Below are 19,585 nucleotides of genomic sequence, written 5' to 3' on the forward strand. Positions count from 1 at the left end.
GGCATGATTGACTCGGCCCCTCCTGGGGCTCGGCCTTCGGCTACCGCCCATTTGCGTTCAGCTTTTCGCTACGCGAAAAACTGAACGCAAATGGGGGTCAAGGGGAATCATTCCCCTTGCAGGGGGGGAGGGGGACAGCGTCCCCCTATTTAGTAATAGCGTCCTGCGGGCCGGAGGCCATGGCAATGGTGGCTTCAGTTTTTGCGGCAGCCAGGGAGGTGAGGCGCTCGCGCAGGGTGCGTTCCATCTCTTGCAGTTCTTGTTCTGCGGCGTGGCGTTTTTCGCTGCCTTCCTGGGAAATGCGCAGTGTTTCTTCAATGCTGGAAATGAGTCGCTTGTGTGTTTCGCGCAGTGTTTCCATATCTACCACCGGGCGTTCCGCTTCACGGGCGGTGCTTATGGTGGCTTCTTCCAGCATGGCGGAGTTTTTGCGCAAGAGCTCATTGGTGGTGTCTGCCACTTTGCGTTGCAGGGCGGCTGCCCCGCGCTGGCCGTGCAGGGAAAGGGCCAGTACCATCTGGCTTTTCCAAATGGGAATGGTGGTGAGCACGCTGGTTTGAATTTTTTCCGCCAGAGTCTGGTTGTTGCTTTGCATAAGTCGTATTTGGGGGGCTGTTTGCACAGTCACGGTGCGGGAAATTTCCAGGTCGTGAACGCGGCGTTCAAAGCGGTTCACCCGTTCGGCAAAGTCGCGCACCTGTTGGGCCAGCATGGTGTCGCCCGTTTTCTCGGCTTCTTCTTTCAGGCGGGGCAATTCCTGGGTGCGGGCTTCTTCCAGGCGCTGTTTGCCGGCGGCAATGGCCAGGGTGAGGTCGTTATAAAAGGCCTTGTTGTGCTGGTATAGTTGCTCCAGCACTTCAATATCTACCATGAGCCCCTGCATGGTGGCGTCAAGGGTGGTAGCCACGGTGTCTACCTGCTCTGACAGGGTGGAAAACCGGGCCAGGGTGCGTTCTGCTGTGGAAAAAAGGGAACCAATTACCGGCAGGCGTTCCAGCATGCCAGGTTCATGCCCAGCCAGGGCGGTCACATCCACGTCGTTTAGGTGGGCCATAAGGCCGGAAAGTGTTTGCCCTACGGGGCCTGCGTCTTTGGCCCGCACTTTTGCCAGTAAGCCGTCGGCAAAGCGGGCAATTTCTGTCATGGTTTCTGCACCGTAGGTAATGGAAAGAGAAGGGTCGGCAAAATTGATGGAAGCCGCAAGGCTGGCTACCTTTGCTTCAATCTCAGGCGTGTGGGCCTGGGCTTCGGGCAGAGTCTCGTTCAGGGCAGGTGTATTGGCAGGCTCAAGGGTAGACATAAGAGCTCCTTGGTGTGGCATGGGGAGTAAAGGATATAATGTAGCTATGCGGGTGAGGAAGTCAATAACAGGCTGAAATTCCCTGCCTGATCAAGCAAGCTCAGGGGTAAGGGCAAACGCCCCTGCCTGCTCCAGGGCTGCGGCGCACTCGTCCATTTCCGGGCCGTGGTCAAAACCTGCCAGGTGGGCCATGCCATGGGCCAGCAGGTGCAGGCAGTGTTCTGCTAGGGGCTGCCCATATAAAAACGCTTCCCGGCGCAGGGTGTGCACCCCCAGGGCAAGGGAACCCAGCAAAGGCGTTGCGGCAGTGGATTGTGGCGGCAAGGAGTGGGGCGTGCCCGCGGGAAAGGAAAGCACATTGGTGGGGCCGGGCAGGCCCATGGCTTCGTGGTTAAGCCGGGCCATGGCTGCGTCGGAAAGAACCAGCAGTTCCACGGCAGTGGGGGGCTCTGCCGTGGAATGCTGCATGGGTAGCAACACACCTGCCATGGCTTGCAGTACAAGGGAAATTTCCTTGTTACTTAGGGGCATGGCGTGCATAACCCCTGGCTGTGCATGAATAAGCACCCCAGGTTGCATGGCTATGCCTTTGGTGCAGGTGTGGCCGGGGTGGCCACTGGCATGCTGCCACTTTGGCTTGGGTAGGCAATGCGCTGGTGGAACATGCCCCGCAAGACTTTATGGAAGTTTTCGCCAATGATATCAATATCACGGAAGGTCAGGTCCGTTTCATCCAACTGGCCTTCGGCGTATACCTTTTTCAGCATGGTATCAATGTGCGCCCGCAGTTTGCCGTGGGTGGGGTCGTGCAGGGCGCGGCTTGAAGCTTCTGTGACGTCTGCCAGCATTACAATGCCCGCTTCTTTTGTTTGCGGCTTTGGCCCCGGGTAGCGGAAATCTTCCTCTGCCGGGGGAATGGCTTCATTCAGGGCCAGTGCTTTCTGGTAAAAATAGCGAATAACGCTGCTGCCGTGGTGCTGGCGGATAATTTCTGTCACTTCTGGGCCAAGCCTGTGCTGTATGCCAAGTTCTTCTCCCTGCTTGGTATGGGAAATAAGAATAAGGGCACTCATGGAAGGGGTGAGGCGGTCGTGGGGGTTGCTGGTGTTAAATTGGTTTTCAATAAAATACTGGGCTTTGGCAATTTTACCAATGTCGTGGTATAGGGCCGCCACTTTGCACAGCAGGCTGTTGGCCCCCACGGCTTCTGCCGCAGCTTCCACCATGTTGGCCACAATGAGGGAGTGGTGGTAGGTGCCCGGTGCGTTGAGCATCAGCTCACGCAGAATGGGCTGCTCCAGGTTCATAAGCTCCATAAGACGGAAACGGGTGGTGTAACCAAATACCGATTCCGCAATGGGGGCCAGGGCAAACAGCAGGGTCATGGCGAAAAATGAACCAATGCCAATGCAGAACGCTTCTGTTAAGAAGCGGTTGGAACTGCCCCCGTCCAGCAGGGTGGTGGCCAGCCACAGGGTGAACATGCCCAGGGTAAGGGGCACGAAGCTTTTCACAAAGGCCCGCCGGCTGGAGGTGTGCAGGGTGAGGGATGCGTTGAGCAGCCCCCCCAGAAGGTAGAAAATGAACAGCCCCACCCCGGCCTGGCTCATGACAGTGCAGAAAAAGGCCAGCATAAGGCCTGCCAGAATATGGCTGCGAATGGGGAGCACCAGGGCAAACAGGGCGGCGGCCCCTGCTGTGGGCACGGCATACACCAGGCTTTCAGGGGTAAAGGTAGGGGAAACGGCGGTGAGCTTGTTGCTTACCACCATAATGGCCAAAGGCAACAGGGAGAAAAAGAAGAGCACTGCGCCAATAAAAATAAAGTCGCGCCGGGTAACCGGGGGCAATTGCAGGCGGCAGGGGGAAACCAACAACCCAAGGGAAAGCAGGGTGCCGCACATGGCAATGCCCAGAAAACGCGGGGTATCAAACCGTTTTTTCTGCTCTTTCAGCAGGGCCTGCATTTTAATTTGCTGTTCTCTGGTAACCTTTTGCCCTTGGCGAATAATCAGTTCCCCGCGTTGCACAAGGTGCATAACCGGTTCACTGCTTTGTTCCAGTTGCTCAATGCTCTTGTTGGTAATGTCATAGTTGGGGGCAATGGTGGGGCGCAAATAGCGCGAAACAGCCAGGGCAAACAGCTTTTTGGCAGGGTTGGGAACAGGCAGTTCCTTAATGGCCCGGCTAATGGAAAGTTCCAGTGCCTTTAAGTCGGGCACAGAATATACGTCTTGCAGCACGCGTTCTTCACCGCTGGTGATGGAGCGAATAATGAGGCCACCCTCTTTATAGGGCAGCACCATGCGCATGTCTGGCAGCACGCCTTCACGCAGTTGCTGTTCAATGTTCGGCATAACCCGGTTTAAAAACAGGTCTTGCACCCGTGGCTCTGCCAGGGCGGTTATGCTTTCCATGGGAATGTCTTCATTGAGGGTTTCCAACAGGTGCTGGCGCAAGGCCTGCCTGTCTTCTTCGGTAGCTGCTTTATTGATATCAATAAAGAGCTGGCGTACTTCCCTGTGGAATAATTCTTCCGGTGCCACAATTTGGTCGCAAATAAGCGGGTGGCTTTGGCGCAGGGCTTTTTTGCGTGCGGCAGTGGCGGCTTTGTCTTCAAACAGAAAGCTTTGTTCTGCCACCACGTCGCGCGGGGCAATTTCCCCTGCCAGAATAACGCTGGAAGGGGCGGAAAAGTTAATGCTGCCAAGGGCAGAAAGGGCCACAACAACCAGCAGCAAAAAGGCATAGCCCCTGTCTGGCAGGCGTGTAAAAACACGCCGCCACACAAGCTGCATGGGGGAGGGTGCCTTATCGGGTATGGGACTTTTCGTACTGCTCATAGGCGTGGATTATGCGGCCAACCAAAGGGTGACGGATAACATCTTCATGGTGGAAACGAACCTGGGCTACCCCTTCCACATTGTTCAAAACGTCAAGAATTTGCACAAGGCCGGAATGTGTTTTTCTGCCATTTTCAGGCAGGTCAATTTGGGTTGTGTCGCCAGTAATAACAGCGCGTGAACCGTAGCCAAGGCGGGTAACAAACATTTTCATTTGTTCCACCGTGGTGTTTTGGGCTTCATCCAGAATAATAAAGGCGTTGCTTAAGGTGCGGCCCCGCATAAACGCCAGGGGGGCAATTTCAATAACGCCCGTTTCCATCATTTCCGTTACCCGGTCAAAGTCCAGCATGTCGTGCAGGGCGTCGTACAGGGGGCGTAAATAGGGGTTCACTTTCTGGGCCATGTCGCCGGGCAGGAAGCCAAGGCGCTCCCCCGCTTCCACTGCCGGGCGCGTAAGCACAATGCGGCGCACCCGTTTAGCCACCAGCATGGAAAGGCCAATGGCCACGGCAAGGTAGGTTTTGCCTGTGCCTGCCGGGCCTTCCGCAATGGTCAGGTCGTGGTTACGCACCGCGTCTACATAAAGCCGCTGGCTAAGGGTTTTTGGGGCAATGGTTTTGCGGGGCGAGGCAATAAACACCGACTCCAGGAAGACTTTTTTTATGTCTGTTCCCGGTGCGCGCCGCAAGGCACCCCAGGCGTGGCGTATGTCTTGCGGGGAAAACGTGGCCCCGCTTTTGGCAAGGGCATACAGTTGCAGCAGCAGGTTTTTGGCTGTTTGCAGGGCGTCTTCTTCACCCCGCAACACAAGGGTGGTGCCTGTGGTTGCAAGCTCCAAGCCTGAAAGCTCTGCCAAAAGGGAAATATGGCTGTTTTGTGGGCCGAACAGTTGATTCGCCAGGGGGGCTTCATCAAACTGCAAGGTGTTTTCGGTGGTATCTATTAGTTACTCCTGGGCAAGCCGGGTGCAGTGTAACAAAATTTTGACACAAAGTGTGGGTGCCATGGGCTGTTTAGCCCTTCTGTTACTGTGTGAGGCTGGCATGATAATGCCAAATATGCTGTGCGTCCATAGCTATTTTGCAAAATACTCATTAACGAATTAACTATGCATACTATTTTGCTAGTTGGCACAGTGTATGCATAGTTTTTTACATTCCGAGTGCTCTCAGGCGTTTTCCCTGCGCTCATCCATTTCCACCAGGTGCAAATGGCTGCCCCCCTTGGCAGCGTATACGGTTTTCCGTACGGAGTGTTGCTTTGGCTGGTGGTTCACTTTTATTGCCCAGGTTTGCTGTGGGAGCAGGCGTGGGCTGTTTGAAGGAGAATGCTATGTCACCCGTTAACGGTATAACTCAGACCCCGTATGCGCTGCTTGACGCCTATACCCCCCTTGCCGACAGTGCCAATGCCCCAGGGCAAGATTCACTGGCTAAGGCACGCGCCCAGCTTGAAGCTGCCCAGAACAAAGTGCAGGGCAAGTCCAGCAAAGCCTACACGCGTGAAATTGGGCAGGCAGCCCTGCACAGGGCTTTGGAAGAAATGTCGGACTCTGTGCCGCCCCCTATTACCGGAGCAAAAGTGCGCCAGTACCAAAAAGATCTGGAAGAATCCTTTGCAATAAAGGTGCGCCTGGATGTGATGAAGCTGGGCGTTTCCAAGGAAACGAAATTTAGCATAACCCAGTCGCCGGAAGGGACTATTCAGGTGACGTGCACGGACCCTGCCGCCAAAGGCGTTATTGAAGACTATTTGCAGGAAAACACCAAAGTGGGTGAAACCTTTGGCTATATTCAGGCCCTTGCCAACTACGACAAGGCCAGGCAAAACCCCATGGCCCAGCAGTGGGGGGAACTGAAGGACCTGAAAACCCAAATTCAGACCACGGCCATTGAAACCTTTTTTGGTGACGCCCTGAATTCCTTTGCCAGCTACAGTTCCCTTACTGCCGGGTTCGGGCAGGATGGCACGGCCAATTATTTTACCGGGCTTAATTATACGGTGTAGCCGCTTTCATGCCATGCAGGGTTGGGAAACGGCCGATGTAATGGCACTTGGGAAACGCTCAGATATTTCGTTTGGCAAGGCGCGAGCGTTTCCTTTATCCGCTCGGGCTTCGTGGAGATGTGCGGGGCAGCAAAGCTGCCCGCACCCTCCGCCCTCGCTCCACGGCTCGCTACGCTCGCGACTGCCGTCGGCTTTAGGGTATGACGTAGCCAAACGGAAAGAATGAGCTTTTCCCCTGGCGTTGCTTTTTTAGCTGATAAATGGCATGAGTGGCCCATGAACGCCCCATTGCGAATAATTCAAGTGGTGAACGTGCGCTGGTTTAATGCCACGGCATGGTACGCCCTGTTTCTTTCCCGGCTTATGAAAGAAGCCGGGCATGAGGTGCTTGTGCTGGGCCTGCCGGGTACTGCTTCATTTGCCAAAGCGCAGGAATGGGGGCTTTGCCCCGTGCCCCTTGATTTGAACGCCAAAACACCTGTAGGGCTTGCCCGCCTGCATGAAGCCCTGGCAGGGATTGTACGTAATTTTGCACCCCATGTGGTGAACTGCCACAGGGGGGAAAACTTTTTTTTATGGTGTTTGCTGCGGCGTTCATTTCCTTTTGCCCTGGTACGTACCCGCGGTGACCAGCGCCCCCCCAAGGGGGGAGTGGTAAACCGCCTGCTGTATACCCGGTGGTGCGACAGGCACATTGCCACCAATTCAGCCACTGCCTTTGACCTGACCCACGCCCTGCACTGCGAAAACACCATGGTAGACCTTGTACTGGGCGGGGGCGACACCAATGTGTTCCGCTTTGATGCCGAGGGGCGTGAACGGGTGCGCAGCGAGTTTGGCTTTACCCCGCAGCAGTGCGTGCTTGGTTTTTTGGGGCGCTTTGACCCGGTAAAGGGCGTGCGGGAGTTGCTGTTTGCCACAGGGGCCGCCCTTGCCCGGCGCTTTTCCCTGCCGCAAGGTGCTCCTGTGCCTGATGTGCGCGTGCTGCTGGCGGGCTTCCCTTCCCTTATCAGTGAAGCAAAAGTGCTGGAATGGAGCCGGGAGGCTGGCCTTGAAGGCCGGGTGGTTATTACCGGCAAGCGGCCTGATGTGGCGGCGTGCATAAGCGCCATGGACATTGGCGTTGCCCCCTCACAAGGGTCGGAAACCATTGCCAGGGCAGCCTTTGAAATTATGAGCTGTGGTGTGCCCCTTTTGGCCTGCCGGGTGGGCGTTATGCCTGATTTATTGCCGCCCTGGGCGCTCAGCCCCCCTGCCGACCATGTGGGCCTGACCCATTTGCTGGAGCAGGCCATAGCCGATTCCGCATTTGTGGCCCGGTTGCGGGAGGAAGGGTTGAAGCGGGTGGCAACCCTTTCGGAAAGTGACTTTGTGCGGCAAACTCTTGAGGCGTATGCTGGTGCCATGCAGCACCGAAAAGTGTAGGGTTCTGTAACGTTCACATACAGCCGTCATTTTGGCGGCTGTATGTATATTTTAGTCCTCAGGCAATGTGATTTATGCGCTTTCGCTTGCCTTTGGTTTCGGAGAGCGCTAAATTCATTTCGTTAATGATCCATGCTTCACGGTCAATTGGCTTTCTGCCAGCGCACCCTGCATCCTTAGGGGCTGTTACCCGTACTGGGGAACTAGCCCGGCAGGCGCACTGCATGGCATAAGCCAACCGCCAGGCAAACCAACATTTCTCCTTGTGCCGTTGTGTTCAATGCGTTGAGGCAACCACAAGCCGTTGAAAGGAGCTATTGCATTGCTATGAAATCTTTTGCCAGTGATAATATTTCCGCAGCGCACCCTGCGGTAATGCAGGCCATGGAGCGGGCCAACCACGGGTCTGCCAAGCCTTATGGGCAGGACGAGTGGACTGAAAAAGCCCTTGCCGCTTTGCAACAAACGTTTGGGGAAACGGCCCGTCCTTCTTTTGTCATGTTGGGCACTGCTGCCAACGTGCTGGGGCTGAAAAGCATGTTGCAGTCGCACCAGGCTATTTTGTGCTCGGATTCTTCCCATATTCATGTAGATGAATGCGGTGCCCCGGAAGCCATAATCGGCTGCAAGATCATCACCACCCCTTCCGTCAACGGCAAGATATGCCTTGAAACTTGCCGGGCCCGTCTTTCTATGCGTGAAGCGGTGCACCATTCGTACCCCAAGGTACTCAGCATTACCCAGCAAACGGAAAGCGGCACCATTTATACCATTGCGGAATTGCAGGAAATAGGCCGCTTCTGCCGGGAAAACAAGCTGTATTTCCATATGGATGGAGCCCGCCTTGCCAACGCGGCTGCGGCCCTGAATGTTTCCCTGAAAGCCATAACCGCAGACGTGGGGGTTGATGTGCTCTCCTTTGGCGGCACCAAAAATGGTTTGCTCATGGGGGAAGCCGTTATTTTCTTTAACCCGGAACTGGGGCAAGAGTTCCATTACCTGCGCAAGCAGCACATGCAGCTTACCTCCAAAATGCGCTATATTGCGGCCCAATTTTTGGCCTACTTGGAAAACGACCTGTGGCGTACCAACGCCCAGGCGGCTAACAGCACGGCAGCCCTGCTTGCCCAGGAACTTGGCACGCTGGACCATGTGCGCTTTGCCTTCCCGGTAGAGGGTAACGCCCTGTTTGTGCGTATGCCCAAAGCAAGCCTGGAACGCCTGGCCAAAGACTACTACTTCTATATCTTTGATGAAGAAGACGGCCCCGGCTTCCCGGCCGGGTGGGCCATGGCGCGTTTTCTTACCGCCTTTGATACAACCAAGGAAGAAGTGCTGGCCTTTGCCAAGGCCATTGCACTTTGTAAGTAGAGAGTATTGCACAATGAATTTTATTGACTTTTATTGGGGGACAGCCTCCACAAGGAAAGTGCAATAATTTTATTGTGCAATGACCTCAAGTAATGCAGGTGTTTCCCTCATTCCCCATAAGGAGAGTGCTACTATGTCCATATTGCGTATGTCTGCACTGGATTTGCGTGGAAAGCGCGTTCTTATTCGCGAAGACCTGAACGTGCCCGTAAAAGAAGGGCGTGTAAAAAGCGACGCCCGCCTGCTGGCTGCCCTGCCCACCATTCGGGCAGCGCGTGATGCTGGTGCCCGTGTTATGCTGCTTTCCCACCTGGGCAGGCCTGTGGAAGGTGAATATAGCGAAGAAAATTCCCTGGCCCCTGTGGCCGTGCGCCTTGCCGAACTTTTAGGTTCCCCGGTGCGTTTTGCCAAAGACTACCTGCAAGGCCTTACCGTGGCCGAAGGCGAAGTGGTGCTGTGCGAAAACGTGCGCTTTAACAAGGGGGAAAAGAAAGATGATGCAACCCTTGGCAAGCAATACGCCGCCCTGTGCGATGTGTTTGTCATGGACGCCTTTGCCACAGCCCACCGGGCCCAGGCTTCCACCAGTGCTGTGGCCCGCTTTGCCCCTGTGGCCTGCGCTGGCCCCCTGCTGGCGGCTGAACTGGAAGCGTTGCAGCGTTCCTTTGAAAATGCCCAGCACCCCCTGCTTGCCATTATTGGCGGCTCCAAGGTTTCCACCAAGCTTACTGTGCTGGAAAGCCTGACCAAAAAGGTAGACCAGCTTATTGTGGGCGGCGGTATTGCCAACAACTTTTTGAAGGCCGCCGGGTTTGAAGTGGGCCGCTCTCTGTTTGAACCAGAACTTGTGGAAGAAGCCCGCAGGCTTATGGAAGCAGCCACTGCCCGTGGCAGTGCCATTCCCCTGCCTGTGGACGTGGTGGTGGGCACGGAATTTTCCGAAACTAGCCCTGCTACCATTAAAAAAGTGGCAGATGTGACTGCAGAAGACATGATTCTGGACATTGGGCCAGAAACCGCAGCCCTGTACGATACGCTTATTCGCAAGGCCAAAACCATTATCTGGAACGGGCCTGTGGGCGCGTTTGAAGTGGCGGCGTTTTCTAAGGGCACAGAAGCCTTGTGCCATTCCGTGGCTGGCAGTAGCGCTTTTTCCATTGCAGGGGGGGGCGACACCCTGGCAGCTGTGGAAAAGTATGGTGTTTCTGATCAGATTTCCTACCTTTCCACCGGGGGCGGGGCGTTTCTGGAGTTTTTGGAAGGGAAGGTGCTGCCTGCTGTGGCAGTGCTGGAGAAACGCTGAACAACTTGTATTTGGGAAACGCTCAGTTATTTTGTTTGGCAAGGCACGAGCTTATTTTGAAGCAGGAGTGACAATTCCGCAGGAAAGCGGAATTGGGAACCGCCTGAAAGGCGGGAGCCGAAGGGCGAGGCCCAGGACGGGCCGAGTCAACTCTTCTGTCCTCGACTGTTTCAAAATAAGCGAAGTAACGCCGCCAAACGGAATAAATTAGCGTTTCCCGGCTCAATGAGGCACTATGGATACTAACACCCCACCCACCACCCCTGCCGCAGCTGGTTCTGCCCCGGCGGGTTCCGGCGACAAAGCTGGAGCAGGGGCCGCGACGCTGAGTCAAAATACGCAAGGCGTTGCCTGGCCCAAGGACGACAAGCCCAAAGACCCCCAAGGCAAAGGCACCCAGCCCCGCGCCGGGCGGCACCTGTTGCGCCCAAAGCGGCCTGCCCAGGCGCAGCCTTGCACCGCAAGGAATGCCACCGGGCCTGCTTCCACGAACATGGGCTGCCCATTACTGGCGGCAGGTGTTGTGTTGCCCAAACCTTCCTGGCGCAAGCGCCACCCGTTTTTATTCTGGGGTGGTGTTCTTTTGCTGGTGGTGCTGTTTGCCAATGCGGGTAAGCTGCAAGACTACATGGCCCGTATGCAGGGGCCCATGCTGGGTGTGGTGAACATTGAAGGGGTTATTTTATCTTCAGACGCCACAGTGAACTGGATTGATACCCTGGTGAAGGACAAAAACGTACACGGTATTCTTGTGCGCGTGAATTCCCCTGGTGGGGCTGTTGGCCCTTCGCAGGAAATGTATGCCGCGTTGAAGCGAGCTGCCACAAAGAAGCCGGTGGTGGTTTCCATGGGGGCCATGGCGGCTTCTGGTGGTTATTACCTGGCCCTTGCCGGGCATGAGGTATTCGCTTCCCCTTCCACACTTACGGCCAGTATTGGTGTTATTATGGAAGTGCCCAATTTTGAAGGCCTTATGAGCATGCTGGGTATTTCCAACAAAACTCTGGCCACTGGGGCGTTGAAGGGGGCTGGCTCTACCACCCGCCCCATGACGGAAGAAGAAGAGGCTTATTTCCGGCAGCTTATTGGCGACATGCACGAGCAGTTTATTGCCACGGTGGCGGAAAACCGGCGTATTCCCCTGGAACAGGTGCGTACCTTGGCAGACGGACGCGCCATGACAGGCAGGCAGGCCCATGCCTACAAGCTGGTGGACACCCTGGGTGATATGACGGAAGCCCGCAGCCGCCTGCGGGAGCTAAGCGGCTTGCCCGCGACTGGGGAATTACGCCTGCTGGAAGGCCCGCCCAAAAAAGAACGATGGCTGGACGACATGGTGGGTTCGGTGCTTCGTATAGGCATGGAGCAACAAACAGAACTGGAACAACCACGTTTTTGGTACAGATAACAACGAGCGGCGCATGGTCAAAAACATGCGCCGTTTTTATTGTTCAGGAGGTAAAGCATGCGTTCCTTGGGTGTTCTTTTACACATTTCCTCACTCCCCTCTGCCTTTGGCATTGGGGATTTGGGGCCAGAAGCATTCCGGTTTGCCTGCCTTTTGCACCAGTGTGGGGCAAAGCTGTGGCAAGTGTTGCCCCTGAACCCCACTACCCCTTCCTTGGGCAATTCCCCCTATGCCAGCCCTTCCGCCTTTGCGGGCAACCCCTTGTTTATAAGCCCTGAACTGTTAGTGCAGCAGGGGTGGCTTGCCAAGGGTGACCTAAGTGCAGCCCTGGGCTGCCTGGAAGATGCGAAATGCTTTGGGCTGGAGGAACGGGTGAACTTTCCTCAGGTGCATGCTTACCGCGACCATTTGTATTCATTGGTGTTTGAAAAAAATGTTCACCGCTTGGCGGAACATGAAGGCTATGCCCGGTTTTGTGCGGAGCATGCCTGGTGGCTGCATGAGTATGCCCGGTTTGAGTGCATAAAGGCAGAACAGGGCGGCGCGGCCTGGGTGCATTGGCCAAAGCCCCTGGCCCAGCGCCAGCCAGAAGCACTGGCCGCATTTGATGCGCGTAGCTGGCGGGCGCTGGAACGCATAAAATTCATACAATATCTTTTTTTCGCCCAGTGGCAGCAGTTGCGCGCCCATTGTGCGGGGCTGGGCATTGCCTTGCTGGGGGATGTTCCCATTTACGTGACCCACGACAGTGCCGATGTATGGGCCAACCCCAATTTGTTTGTATTGGACGACCAGGGCAACCCCGTGGAGGTTGCCGGGGTGCCGCCAGATTATTTTAGTGAAACAGGTCAGCGTTGGGGCAACCCCTTATACCGTTGGGATAGGCTGGAAACCACAGGGTTTGACTGGTGGAAAAAGCGGCTTTCTCATGCGCTCTTGTTTACAGACAGGGTACGCCTTGACCATTTTCGCGGGTTTTGCGGCTATTGGGCTATTCCGGCAACGGAAGCAACGGGCCAACTGGGGCAATGGCGGCAGGCACCGGGGCAGGCCTTTTTGCAGGCCATGCACGACCATTTAGGGGGGCTGCCCCTGGTGGCGGAAGATTTGGGTATTATCACCCAGGACGTGAAGGACCTGATGCACACCTGGAATTTGCCGGGTATGCGGGTGTTGCAGTTTGGGTTTGGGGGGGAGAATTTGGTACACAACCCCAATGTACCTTTTTGCTACCCCCGGCGTAGTGTGGTGTATACAGGTACCCACGACAACGCCACCACCCGGCAATGGTTTTTTATGGCTGGGGAAGGGGAAAAGGCGGCCTTGGCCCGCTATACCGGGCGTGACATTACCGAGCACAACGTTATTGATGTGCTGCTGCGCCTGGCCTTTGGCAGTGTGGCAGACCTGGTTGTTGTGCCTGCCCAGGACGTGCTGGGGCTTGGGGCAGAAGGGCGCATGAACACACCTGGCACCACGGAAGGCAACTGGGGGTGGCGCATGCGCGGGGAAGAGGCACAGCCCCACCGCTTTATGTACCTGAAAGACTTAGCCGCCTTGTTCGGCAGGCTGGGGTAAGGTTGAGTATACGGTAGAGTAGTACTACTATCTGTATGCCTGCTTTGTTTTTGGTTTTGGGCGTGGCACGTTGGTAAAACTAGTCTTTTTCGCGCATACTGCGTTGGCGGCGCATTTTCCTTCGGGGCAGACCTTGAGGTCAGCCCGCTTGAAAAATTCACCGCCGCCTTGTCTGCACAAAAAATTCTATCTTTTCACCAACGCCCCGCCCAAGCACAGCCCCCCTGCGGGGCCTTATGGTTGACGGCAGTGGCGAGCGTAGCGAACCGTGGAGCGACAAGCTGGGGCGCAGGCGGCTGTGCCGGCGAAGCATATACCCCGCCGAGGGCGCGGAGGAAAGTGAAGGAATACCGCCAAACGGAATAAATCAGCGTTTCACTATGTGCTGTAATAATTCATCCAGCCCATGGGCCAGGAAGGTGGGGTTTTCCTGGTGCAGGCGTTCATAGGGGGCTTCCCCTGTGCTGAGCCCTGCGGTGCGGGTGCCTGCGTTTTTCCCGGTAATAATATCCATGGGGTGGTCCCCCACCATCAGGGCGTATTCCGGTGCAACGCCAAGTCGCTTCAGGGCGTGCAGCAGGTGGCCGGGGTGGGGTTTTACGTTGGGCACATCGTGCCGGGTAAGCAGGCAGCCTGTATACAGGTGAATAGCCGGGAACACCGTAAGCACAGCGTTGCGGCAGTTGCGGGTAATAACCCCGGCAGCAATGCCGTTAGCACGCAATGTGACCAGCATGGGCACAGTGGCGGGAAACAGGCGGGAGCGTACGGCTGCTTCCACTTCCACATCTTCAATGGCCTGCATGGCAGCGGCGCGGGCGGTTTTGGCAGCCGTGGGGGGCAGGGCTGCACACACCTTTTCAATATGTTCCAGGGCTGGCAAAGGCGTGGGGCTTGCCCCTGCCGCAGCCCCGTGCGCTGGGCTTATGAACGGAACCAGGGCCAGCTCCACCCGCTGGCGCATCAGGCCAAAGTCCAGGGTGGGCACAGCAAGGGTGCCATCAAAGTCGAACACAACGGCTTTTATGGGCTGGGTGTTTGGGGTATGTGGTGTCACATTATTCCTTGTGCAGCAACAGCCCCAGGCGTTCATGCAGCAAAGCAGCCTTGGCCTTGCCCACGCCGGGCACGTTACGTAGTTCTTGTTCAGTGGCTTTTGCCATGGCGGGTAATGAGCCAAAGTGCTGGAACAGCTCCTTGGCCAGGTGCGGGCCAACACCGGGCAGGCGGGTGAGTTCCCCCGCCAACGTGGCAGCGGCACGGGCCTGGCGATGGCGGCCTATAACAAAGTCGTGGGCAGCGTCGCGCACCCGTTGCAGGTAGAGCAGTTCCGGGCAGCCGGGGGGCATGTTCACAGGGTTGCTGCGCCCGGCAAGAAAAATGCGGTCGCTGGTGTTGCCTGCCCGCCTGTCTTGCTTGCCTTCTTCCGTGCGGGCCTTGGCAATGGAGGCCAGCACAAATTCTTCCAGCACTCCGGCTTCTTTAAAGGCCCGCTCCACAGCGGCAAGCTGGCCTTTGCCGCCATCTACCAGCACAAGGTCGGCCCAAGGTGCCCCTGCCCGTGCCCGGCGGGTGGCCCAGGCAGCCAGGGCGGCGTAATCGTCCCCTGCTTCGGCCCCGGCCTCGGTCAGGTTGTCGTCCAGGCTGTACACGCGGTAGTCGCTTTTGCACGGTTCTTCATCAATAAACACCACCATGCCCGCACGGGTTTGTTGCCCGCTGGTGTGGGAAATATCTACCATTTCAATGCGGCGCACCGGGCGCGGGCTGTGCAGGCGCCCGGCCAGGGCCCCTGCCAGTTCCGGCGACTTTTTGGTTTTTACCGCTTCACGGGCGTTGGTGGCAGCCAGGGCGGCAAGGCGGTCTTCATGGGTATTGCGAGGCATGGCCAGGGTTACGGCACTGCCTTTGGCTTCTGCCAGGGCCAGTTGCAGGTCGGTAAAGCGCTCTTCCCAGTCTGCCAGCAGGTCGCCCGCATCAATGGTGGGGGTGGCTGCCGGGGGAAAGGCCGATTCTGGCGCAGAGGGCGCGTCTTCAACAGGTTTCTCTGCTTTTGCCTTAGTGTGTTGAGTGGCTATAGACTGGCCGCTGGATTCTAAGTCCAGTGGTTGTAGCTGGCCCGTTTGGCCCGTTTGGCCTGTTACTGCCTTGGGCAGCCATGGCAGCACAATGCGGGGCGGGGTGGGGGCAGCGCCCGTAAGGTAAAACTGGCACAGAAAGCTATAGAGCAGTTCCGGCGTGTCTTCCATGCTCAGGGCAGGCCAGAAAAAGGAACTGCCGTCTATGAGCAGGCCGTCGCGCACAAACACCACCCCAAGGGCCAGGCCTTCCGGGGTTTGGGCCACGCCAATAAGGTCAAGCTCTGTGCCGGGGGCCAGCACCACGCTTTGGCGCTCCACCGTGTTTTCAATGGCCTTTATCTGGTCGCGGAACAGGGCTGCTTCTTCATAGTGCATGGCTTCTGCCGCAGCGCTCATATCCGCATGTAAGCGTTCCAGCAGTTCACGCGAGCGCCCGGAAAGAAACAGCCCCACCTTGTGCAGCATGGCGTTGTATTCTTCGCGCGGCACAGGCAGCGTGCAGGGGCCAAGGCACTGCCCTATGGAATGGTACAGGCAGGGCCGGGTGCGGTTTTTAAAGGCCGTGTCGCGGCAGCGGCGCAGGGGGAAAAAGCGGTGAATAAGCTTCCAGGTTTCCCGCGCGGCAGTACCGGAAGAAAAGGGGCCGTACACGGTGTCGCCGCGTTCGCGCTTACGGGAGGTGTGGCGGATAACCTCCACCCGCGGGTAGGGGTGGCGGTGGCTGATGCGGAATAGCAGGTAGGCTTTGTCGTCGCGCAGCACAATGTTGTAGCGCGGGCGGTGCTTTTTAATAAGGCTGGATTCCAGCAGCAGGGCTTCTTTTTCCGTGGCGGTGTTAAGAATGTCCAGGCTGCGGGCTAAGTGCAGCATGGCGCGGGTTTTGGAAGGCAGGGCGGCTTCGGGCCGAAAGTACGACGCAAGGCGGCGGCGCAGGCGGCGTGCCTTGCCCACGTAGATAATTTTGCCGCTGGCGTCTTTGTATAAGTATACGCCAGGGGTGTCGGGGTAGAGTGAGAGGTCGGGTTTTTCCATGGAGTTTTTTGGTGGGAGTGCTGGAGAGTAGTGCGGCGTGCCGCCGCGTCAGCCTGTTATTTCTAGTTTTGTTTGCCGCTCCGCTAAGGGCTGGAAACACGAAGTTTTTTTCGTTTAGCAAGGCGCGATGTATTTTTGCAAGGGCGGGCTGGGCTCTTCGGCCCTGCCCCCGTTGCAAAAATGCAAGCAACGCCGCAAAACGGAAAAAATCCGTGTTTCCATAGGGGGCCCGATGTGCGGCGCCCCACAACCCCTCGCACACGGGGTTGCACCCCGTGACCCCGCTAGGCTTCGACCCGCGCTCAGTAGATTTGTTCCGCTCACTCGAAGACTCGTACGCTGCACAAATATATTCGCGCGGTAAGTGCACCACGCCCAGCATGGGCGAGGGGGCATGTATCAATACTCTACTTGTTATAAGGGCATCGTCCTACAAGTCAATTGCTTTGTTGCCGGGGAGTGCTACAGAGAATACTGCACTGCGCATGAGTGAGTGCGCGGGCAAATCCGCATGGCAGCAGGTGGGAACGCAGAGATTCCTTGGGGCTGTGGTGGCTTGGGGGGAAGGGTTATGGCGCGGTGCCTTCTTCCTTGCTCGGCTCCACAAAGTTGATGAACTTTTCAAGCTGCTTGCGCCAAAGGTTGGTTGAGAAGAACAGAGTACTATAATGGGTCTTGCCCTTGCTTGGCCTTACACCAAAACAAGGCGCACAGCCAGAAGAATAAAGATAACACCCATGGCTTGATTAAGGAAGGTGGCGGCGCGGGAGTGGCGTAAAAAATGGCCCAGAATTTTGTCAGCAAACAGCACCAGCAGGGCTTCCCATATAATGGCAATAAGAATAACCACTGTGCCAAGGGCAATAAAGGTGGTGGTTCGGCTGGGGGCATTGTGCGACACAAATTGCGGCAAGAACGCCAGAAAAAATAACGCCACCTTGGGGTTGAGCACGTCCACCAGCACCCCTTGCTTGAACAGGCCAGCAAGGGACATGGGCGTGGCGGCGGGTTCGCTCAACTGCAAGGCAGGCGTGCGAAAAACCTGAATACCCAGCCAACCAAGATAGGCGGCTCCGCCATACTGGAGCAGAGCATAGGCAACGGGAGAACTTTGCACAATGGCGGCAAACCCGAATGCCGCAGCCAAAACATGCACCAACGCGCCCGTGCACACACCAAGGCTTGAAATAAACCCGGCCCGCTGCCCCTGGGCCAGAGTGCGCCCAAGAATGTACACATGGTCAGGCCCTGGCGAAACGTTTAACACCAACGCCGCAGTGAGGAATAGGGGCAGGTTTTCAATCATTGGGGGGGGCCTTCTTCTTTGCTCGGCTCCACAAAATTGATGAACTCTTCAAGCTGCTTGCGCCAGAGGGTTCCATACTTGTTATTTGCAATCCATTGGTATTCTGGTCTTTCATTAAGGCGAGATTGTTCAGTGTTTATGATAAGGAGACAAAAACTTTTCCCATTGCGCATCAAGCAAGAGTTATTTGCTTGTGTAGTTGTGTGTAGTTCTAAAAAAGTGTCACGGAGTGAGCTTTGTCCAGAGGAGTTTTTTCCCTGTATTAAGGCAGAGAAAATATTATTATATTGTAAATTAGCGTTTGACGGGAAAAAATGTTGAGAGGGATTTAACGGAGAATAAGAATCGGGAATCAAGGCATTCTCTACCGCTTGTGAAATAGAACAGTTTTTTTCTGCCCGATAGCTCATGGCTCTAGCACACGCCAAGAGAGAGACAAAATCCATATCTTTCCGATGGGACAAAACAGACACTTGATTCATGACCTGGAGTGCTTCACGACACGAGGGAAGGATTTCATATGTTATTGCTGCAATCCAGCCGGGAAGATATAATGAGTACGTTGCTAACTCATCATCGATTTTTTGGTCAATTCCCAATGTAAACTGCGGTTCCTCAAATTTCTGGCAAATAAACGAATGCTTGTCTATTGCAGGCAGGTGAATGTCCATGTCGATGAATTTATGCAGGTAGGCTCTGGCTCCGGCTCTATTTAGCCCATACGTTTTGGCAATACAGTTGGCAATTTGTGTAGGCTCTATGGCAAGCACAAACACCGTATTTTTTACACAAAAAAGGTGTTTTATGGTTTCCAGCACAGCCACTGCAAAGCTTGGCTTGCAGCGGTCGAGTTCATCCACCATGATGATAAGGGGCATCTTGTAGGCTTCTTGAACCGCTTCTCCAAATTTTTGCATTGCAATTTTTATGGCTTCACGGTTGATTTTGTCTTCTGCAAGCCATTCTTCGGCTTTTTCTTCAAAGGCTTTCAGTGATTCATCCGTGACAGTGCCGAAAAATTCTGCTGTTGTCTCGTCTGCTCCTTGTTGCTGTGCCGCTGTGTTTGCCATAGCACTGGCAAGGCGGCGTAGTATGGGCATGCCTTTGCGAATGCCCACTTTGGCAAGAAGACCAAATAATGTTTTAGCTTTAGCTTTAAGTTCTGCTGCAAGTGTTGTTGGATTCTCTTTAATAAACGCTTGCAGCGCCGTAGCAAAAGCCAGAAAAGGGTCTTGGGTGTAGTCATATTCCCAGGCATTGAACCGGAAGCAAAGTCCTTGCGGTTTTCCCGGCTCATTGTGCAGCCAGTGCTGCCAGCGTTCCAGAAAGTCGCTTTTACCTGTTCCCCAGCCGGAGGAAATGGAAAGCACGTAGGGGCCGCCAGAGGTCTGAAACTTCTGGGTGAGTGTTTTTGCAAGAATTTCCCTGTCAGGTACAAGGTTGTCAGCCCAAGGGTCACTCTTCTCTTTTATGTTAGACGTATCAAATCGTACCAGTTTATTGGAATTATCGGGAGTGTCTGACATAGTGCGGCCCTTTATATAGGATTCTTTGCGGCGGTAGCCGCACCTTACAGGTAATTCTTTGAGTTTCCCCTACCCAATGTGCGCTTTGCTGCGCCCGCCCACTCATGCAGGGTGCGGTTGTTTTTGTTCTGATTGCCGACTTTGTAGCAATTACTTTGTGTGGCAGAGTTTTTATTGAGAGCAAGTAACCGATAACTGCCCATTACTCATGCCTAGCACGGTGGCCTCCCCGCGCGGTTATATTTGTTCGCGTACGAGTCTTCGAGTTAGCAGAACAAATATCCTAAGCGTGGGCCGTAACCTAAACGGGGTCTTGGGGCAGAGCCCCAAGCGTGTAGGGTTGTTAGGGAGCCGCACGAGGGCTCCCTAACCCAAGCGGAGCGGATGAATGAAGAGAAAAGA

14 protein-coding genes are annotated in these 19,585 nt (G+C 55.6%); 6 read left to right on the forward strand and 8 right to left on the reverse strand.

All coding sequences use genetic code 11. The annotated features are described in order from the left end of the window. Positions 1-145 precede the first annotated feature (145 nt). The 4 genes from G497_RS0113545 to G497_RS0113560 all read right to left on the reverse strand — a co-directional run bounded on the left by G497_RS0113545 (position 146) and on the right by G497_RS0113560 (position 5,068). Positions 146-1,300 (reverse strand): toxic anion resistance protein, encoded by a 1,155-nt coding sequence (locus tag G497_RS0113545; protein WP_084516315.1) that lies wholly within the window; start codon positions 1,298-1,300, stop codon positions 146-148. 90 nt (positions 1,301-1,390) lie between these two features. Beyond that, on the reverse strand, positions 1,391-1,840 hold the full coding sequence (gene ybeY, locus G497_RS18335) for an rRNA maturation RNase YbeY (protein WP_084516328.1): 450 nt from the start codon (positions 1,838-1,840) through the stop codon (positions 1,391-1,393). A 41-nt stretch (positions 1,841-1,881) separates the two neighbouring features. Next, the gene (locus tag G497_RS18340; RefSeq protein ID WP_051258144.1) at positions 1,882-4,098 is read right to left on the reverse strand and encodes an HD family phosphohydrolase; all 2,217 of its coding nucleotides are present in this window, start codon (positions 4,096-4,098) and stop codon (positions 1,882-1,884) included. Positions 4,099-4,111: 13 nt separating this feature from the next. Then, on the reverse strand, positions 4,112-5,068 hold the full coding sequence (locus G497_RS0113560; RefSeq protein ID WP_245576396.1) for a PhoH family protein: 957 nt from the start codon (positions 5,066-5,068) through the stop codon (positions 4,112-4,114). A 410-nt stretch (positions 5,069-5,478) separates the two neighbouring features. Between G497_RS0113560 and G497_RS0113570 the strand changes: the two genes are divergently transcribed. The 6 genes from G497_RS0113570 to malQ all read left to right on the forward strand — a co-directional run bounded on the left by G497_RS0113570 (position 5,479) and on the right by malQ (position 13,238). Continuing rightward, positions 5,479-6,153 carry a hypothetical protein gene (locus G497_RS0113570; RefSeq protein ID WP_027188546.1) on the forward strand — a complete coding sequence of 225 codons (675 nt, stop codon included), beginning with the start codon at positions 5,479-5,481 and terminating at the stop codon, positions 6,151-6,153. 222 nt (positions 6,154-6,375) lie between these two features. Beyond that, a complete protein-coding gene (locus G497_RS0113575) occupies positions 6,376-7,578 on the forward strand; it encodes a glycosyltransferase family 4 protein (protein WP_245576397.1) in 1,203 nt (400 codons plus the stop codon). A 327-nt stretch (positions 7,579-7,905) separates the two neighbouring features. Next, positions 7,906-8,949, forward strand: coding sequence for a threonine aldolase family protein (locus G497_RS0113580; protein WP_027188548.1), 1,044 nt, complete (start codon positions 7,906-7,908; stop codon positions 8,947-8,949). Between the two features lie 133 nt (positions 8,950-9,082). Beyond that, entirely contained in the window at positions 9,083-10,252 is a 1,170-nt protein-coding gene (locus tag G497_RS0113585; protein ID WP_027188549.1) for a phosphoglycerate kinase, read from the forward strand. 235 nt (positions 10,253-10,487) lie between these two features. Continuing rightward, positions 10,488-11,660 carry a signal peptide peptidase SppA gene (gene sppA / locus G497_RS0113590; RefSeq protein WP_051258145.1) on the forward strand — a complete coding sequence of 391 codons (1,173 nt, stop codon included), beginning with the start codon at positions 10,488-10,490 and terminating at the stop codon, positions 11,658-11,660. Between the two features lie 57 nt (positions 11,661-11,717). After that, complete coding sequence (gene malQ, locus G497_RS0113595; RefSeq protein ID WP_027188551.1) at positions 11,718-13,238, forward strand: 4-alpha-glucanotransferase; 1,521 nt, start codon at positions 11,718-11,720, stop codon at positions 13,236-13,238. Positions 13,239-13,605: 367 nt separating this feature from the next. On the opposite strand, the gene G497_RS0113600 is transcribed toward malQ, so the two are convergent. The 4 genes from G497_RS0113600 to G497_RS0113620 form a co-directional block, all read right to left on the reverse strand. After that, positions 13,606-14,295, reverse strand: coding sequence for an HAD family hydrolase (locus G497_RS0113600; protein WP_027188552.1), 690 nt, complete (start codon positions 14,293-14,295; stop codon positions 13,606-13,608). 1 nt (position 14,296) lies between these two features. After that, a complete protein-coding gene (gene uvrC / locus G497_RS0113605; RefSeq protein ID WP_027188553.1) occupies positions 14,297-16,351 on the reverse strand; it encodes an excinuclease ABC subunit UvrC in 2,055 nt (684 codons plus the stop codon). 691 nt (positions 16,352-17,042) lie between these two features. Beyond that, positions 17,043-17,657: a LysE family translocator gene (locus G497_RS0113615; RefSeq protein WP_027188555.1), complete on the reverse strand. Its 615-nt coding sequence runs from the start codon at positions 17,655-17,657 to the stop codon at positions 17,043-17,045. Next, positions 17,654-19,183, reverse strand: a complete 1,530-nt coding sequence (locus tag G497_RS0113620; protein ID WP_027188556.1) for a KAP family P-loop NTPase fold protein — start codon at positions 19,181-19,183, stop codon at positions 17,654-17,656. Before G497_RS0113620 ends, G497_RS0113615 begins: the two co-directional genes overlap by 4 nt. Positions 19,184-19,585: the final 402 nt, after the last annotated feature.

The sequence above is a fragment of the Desulfovibrio cuneatus DSM 11391 genome (assembly GCF_000430005.1).
GTDB lineage: Bacteria > Desulfobacterota > Desulfovibrionia > Desulfovibrionales > Desulfovibrionaceae > Frigididesulfovibrio > Frigididesulfovibrio cuneatus.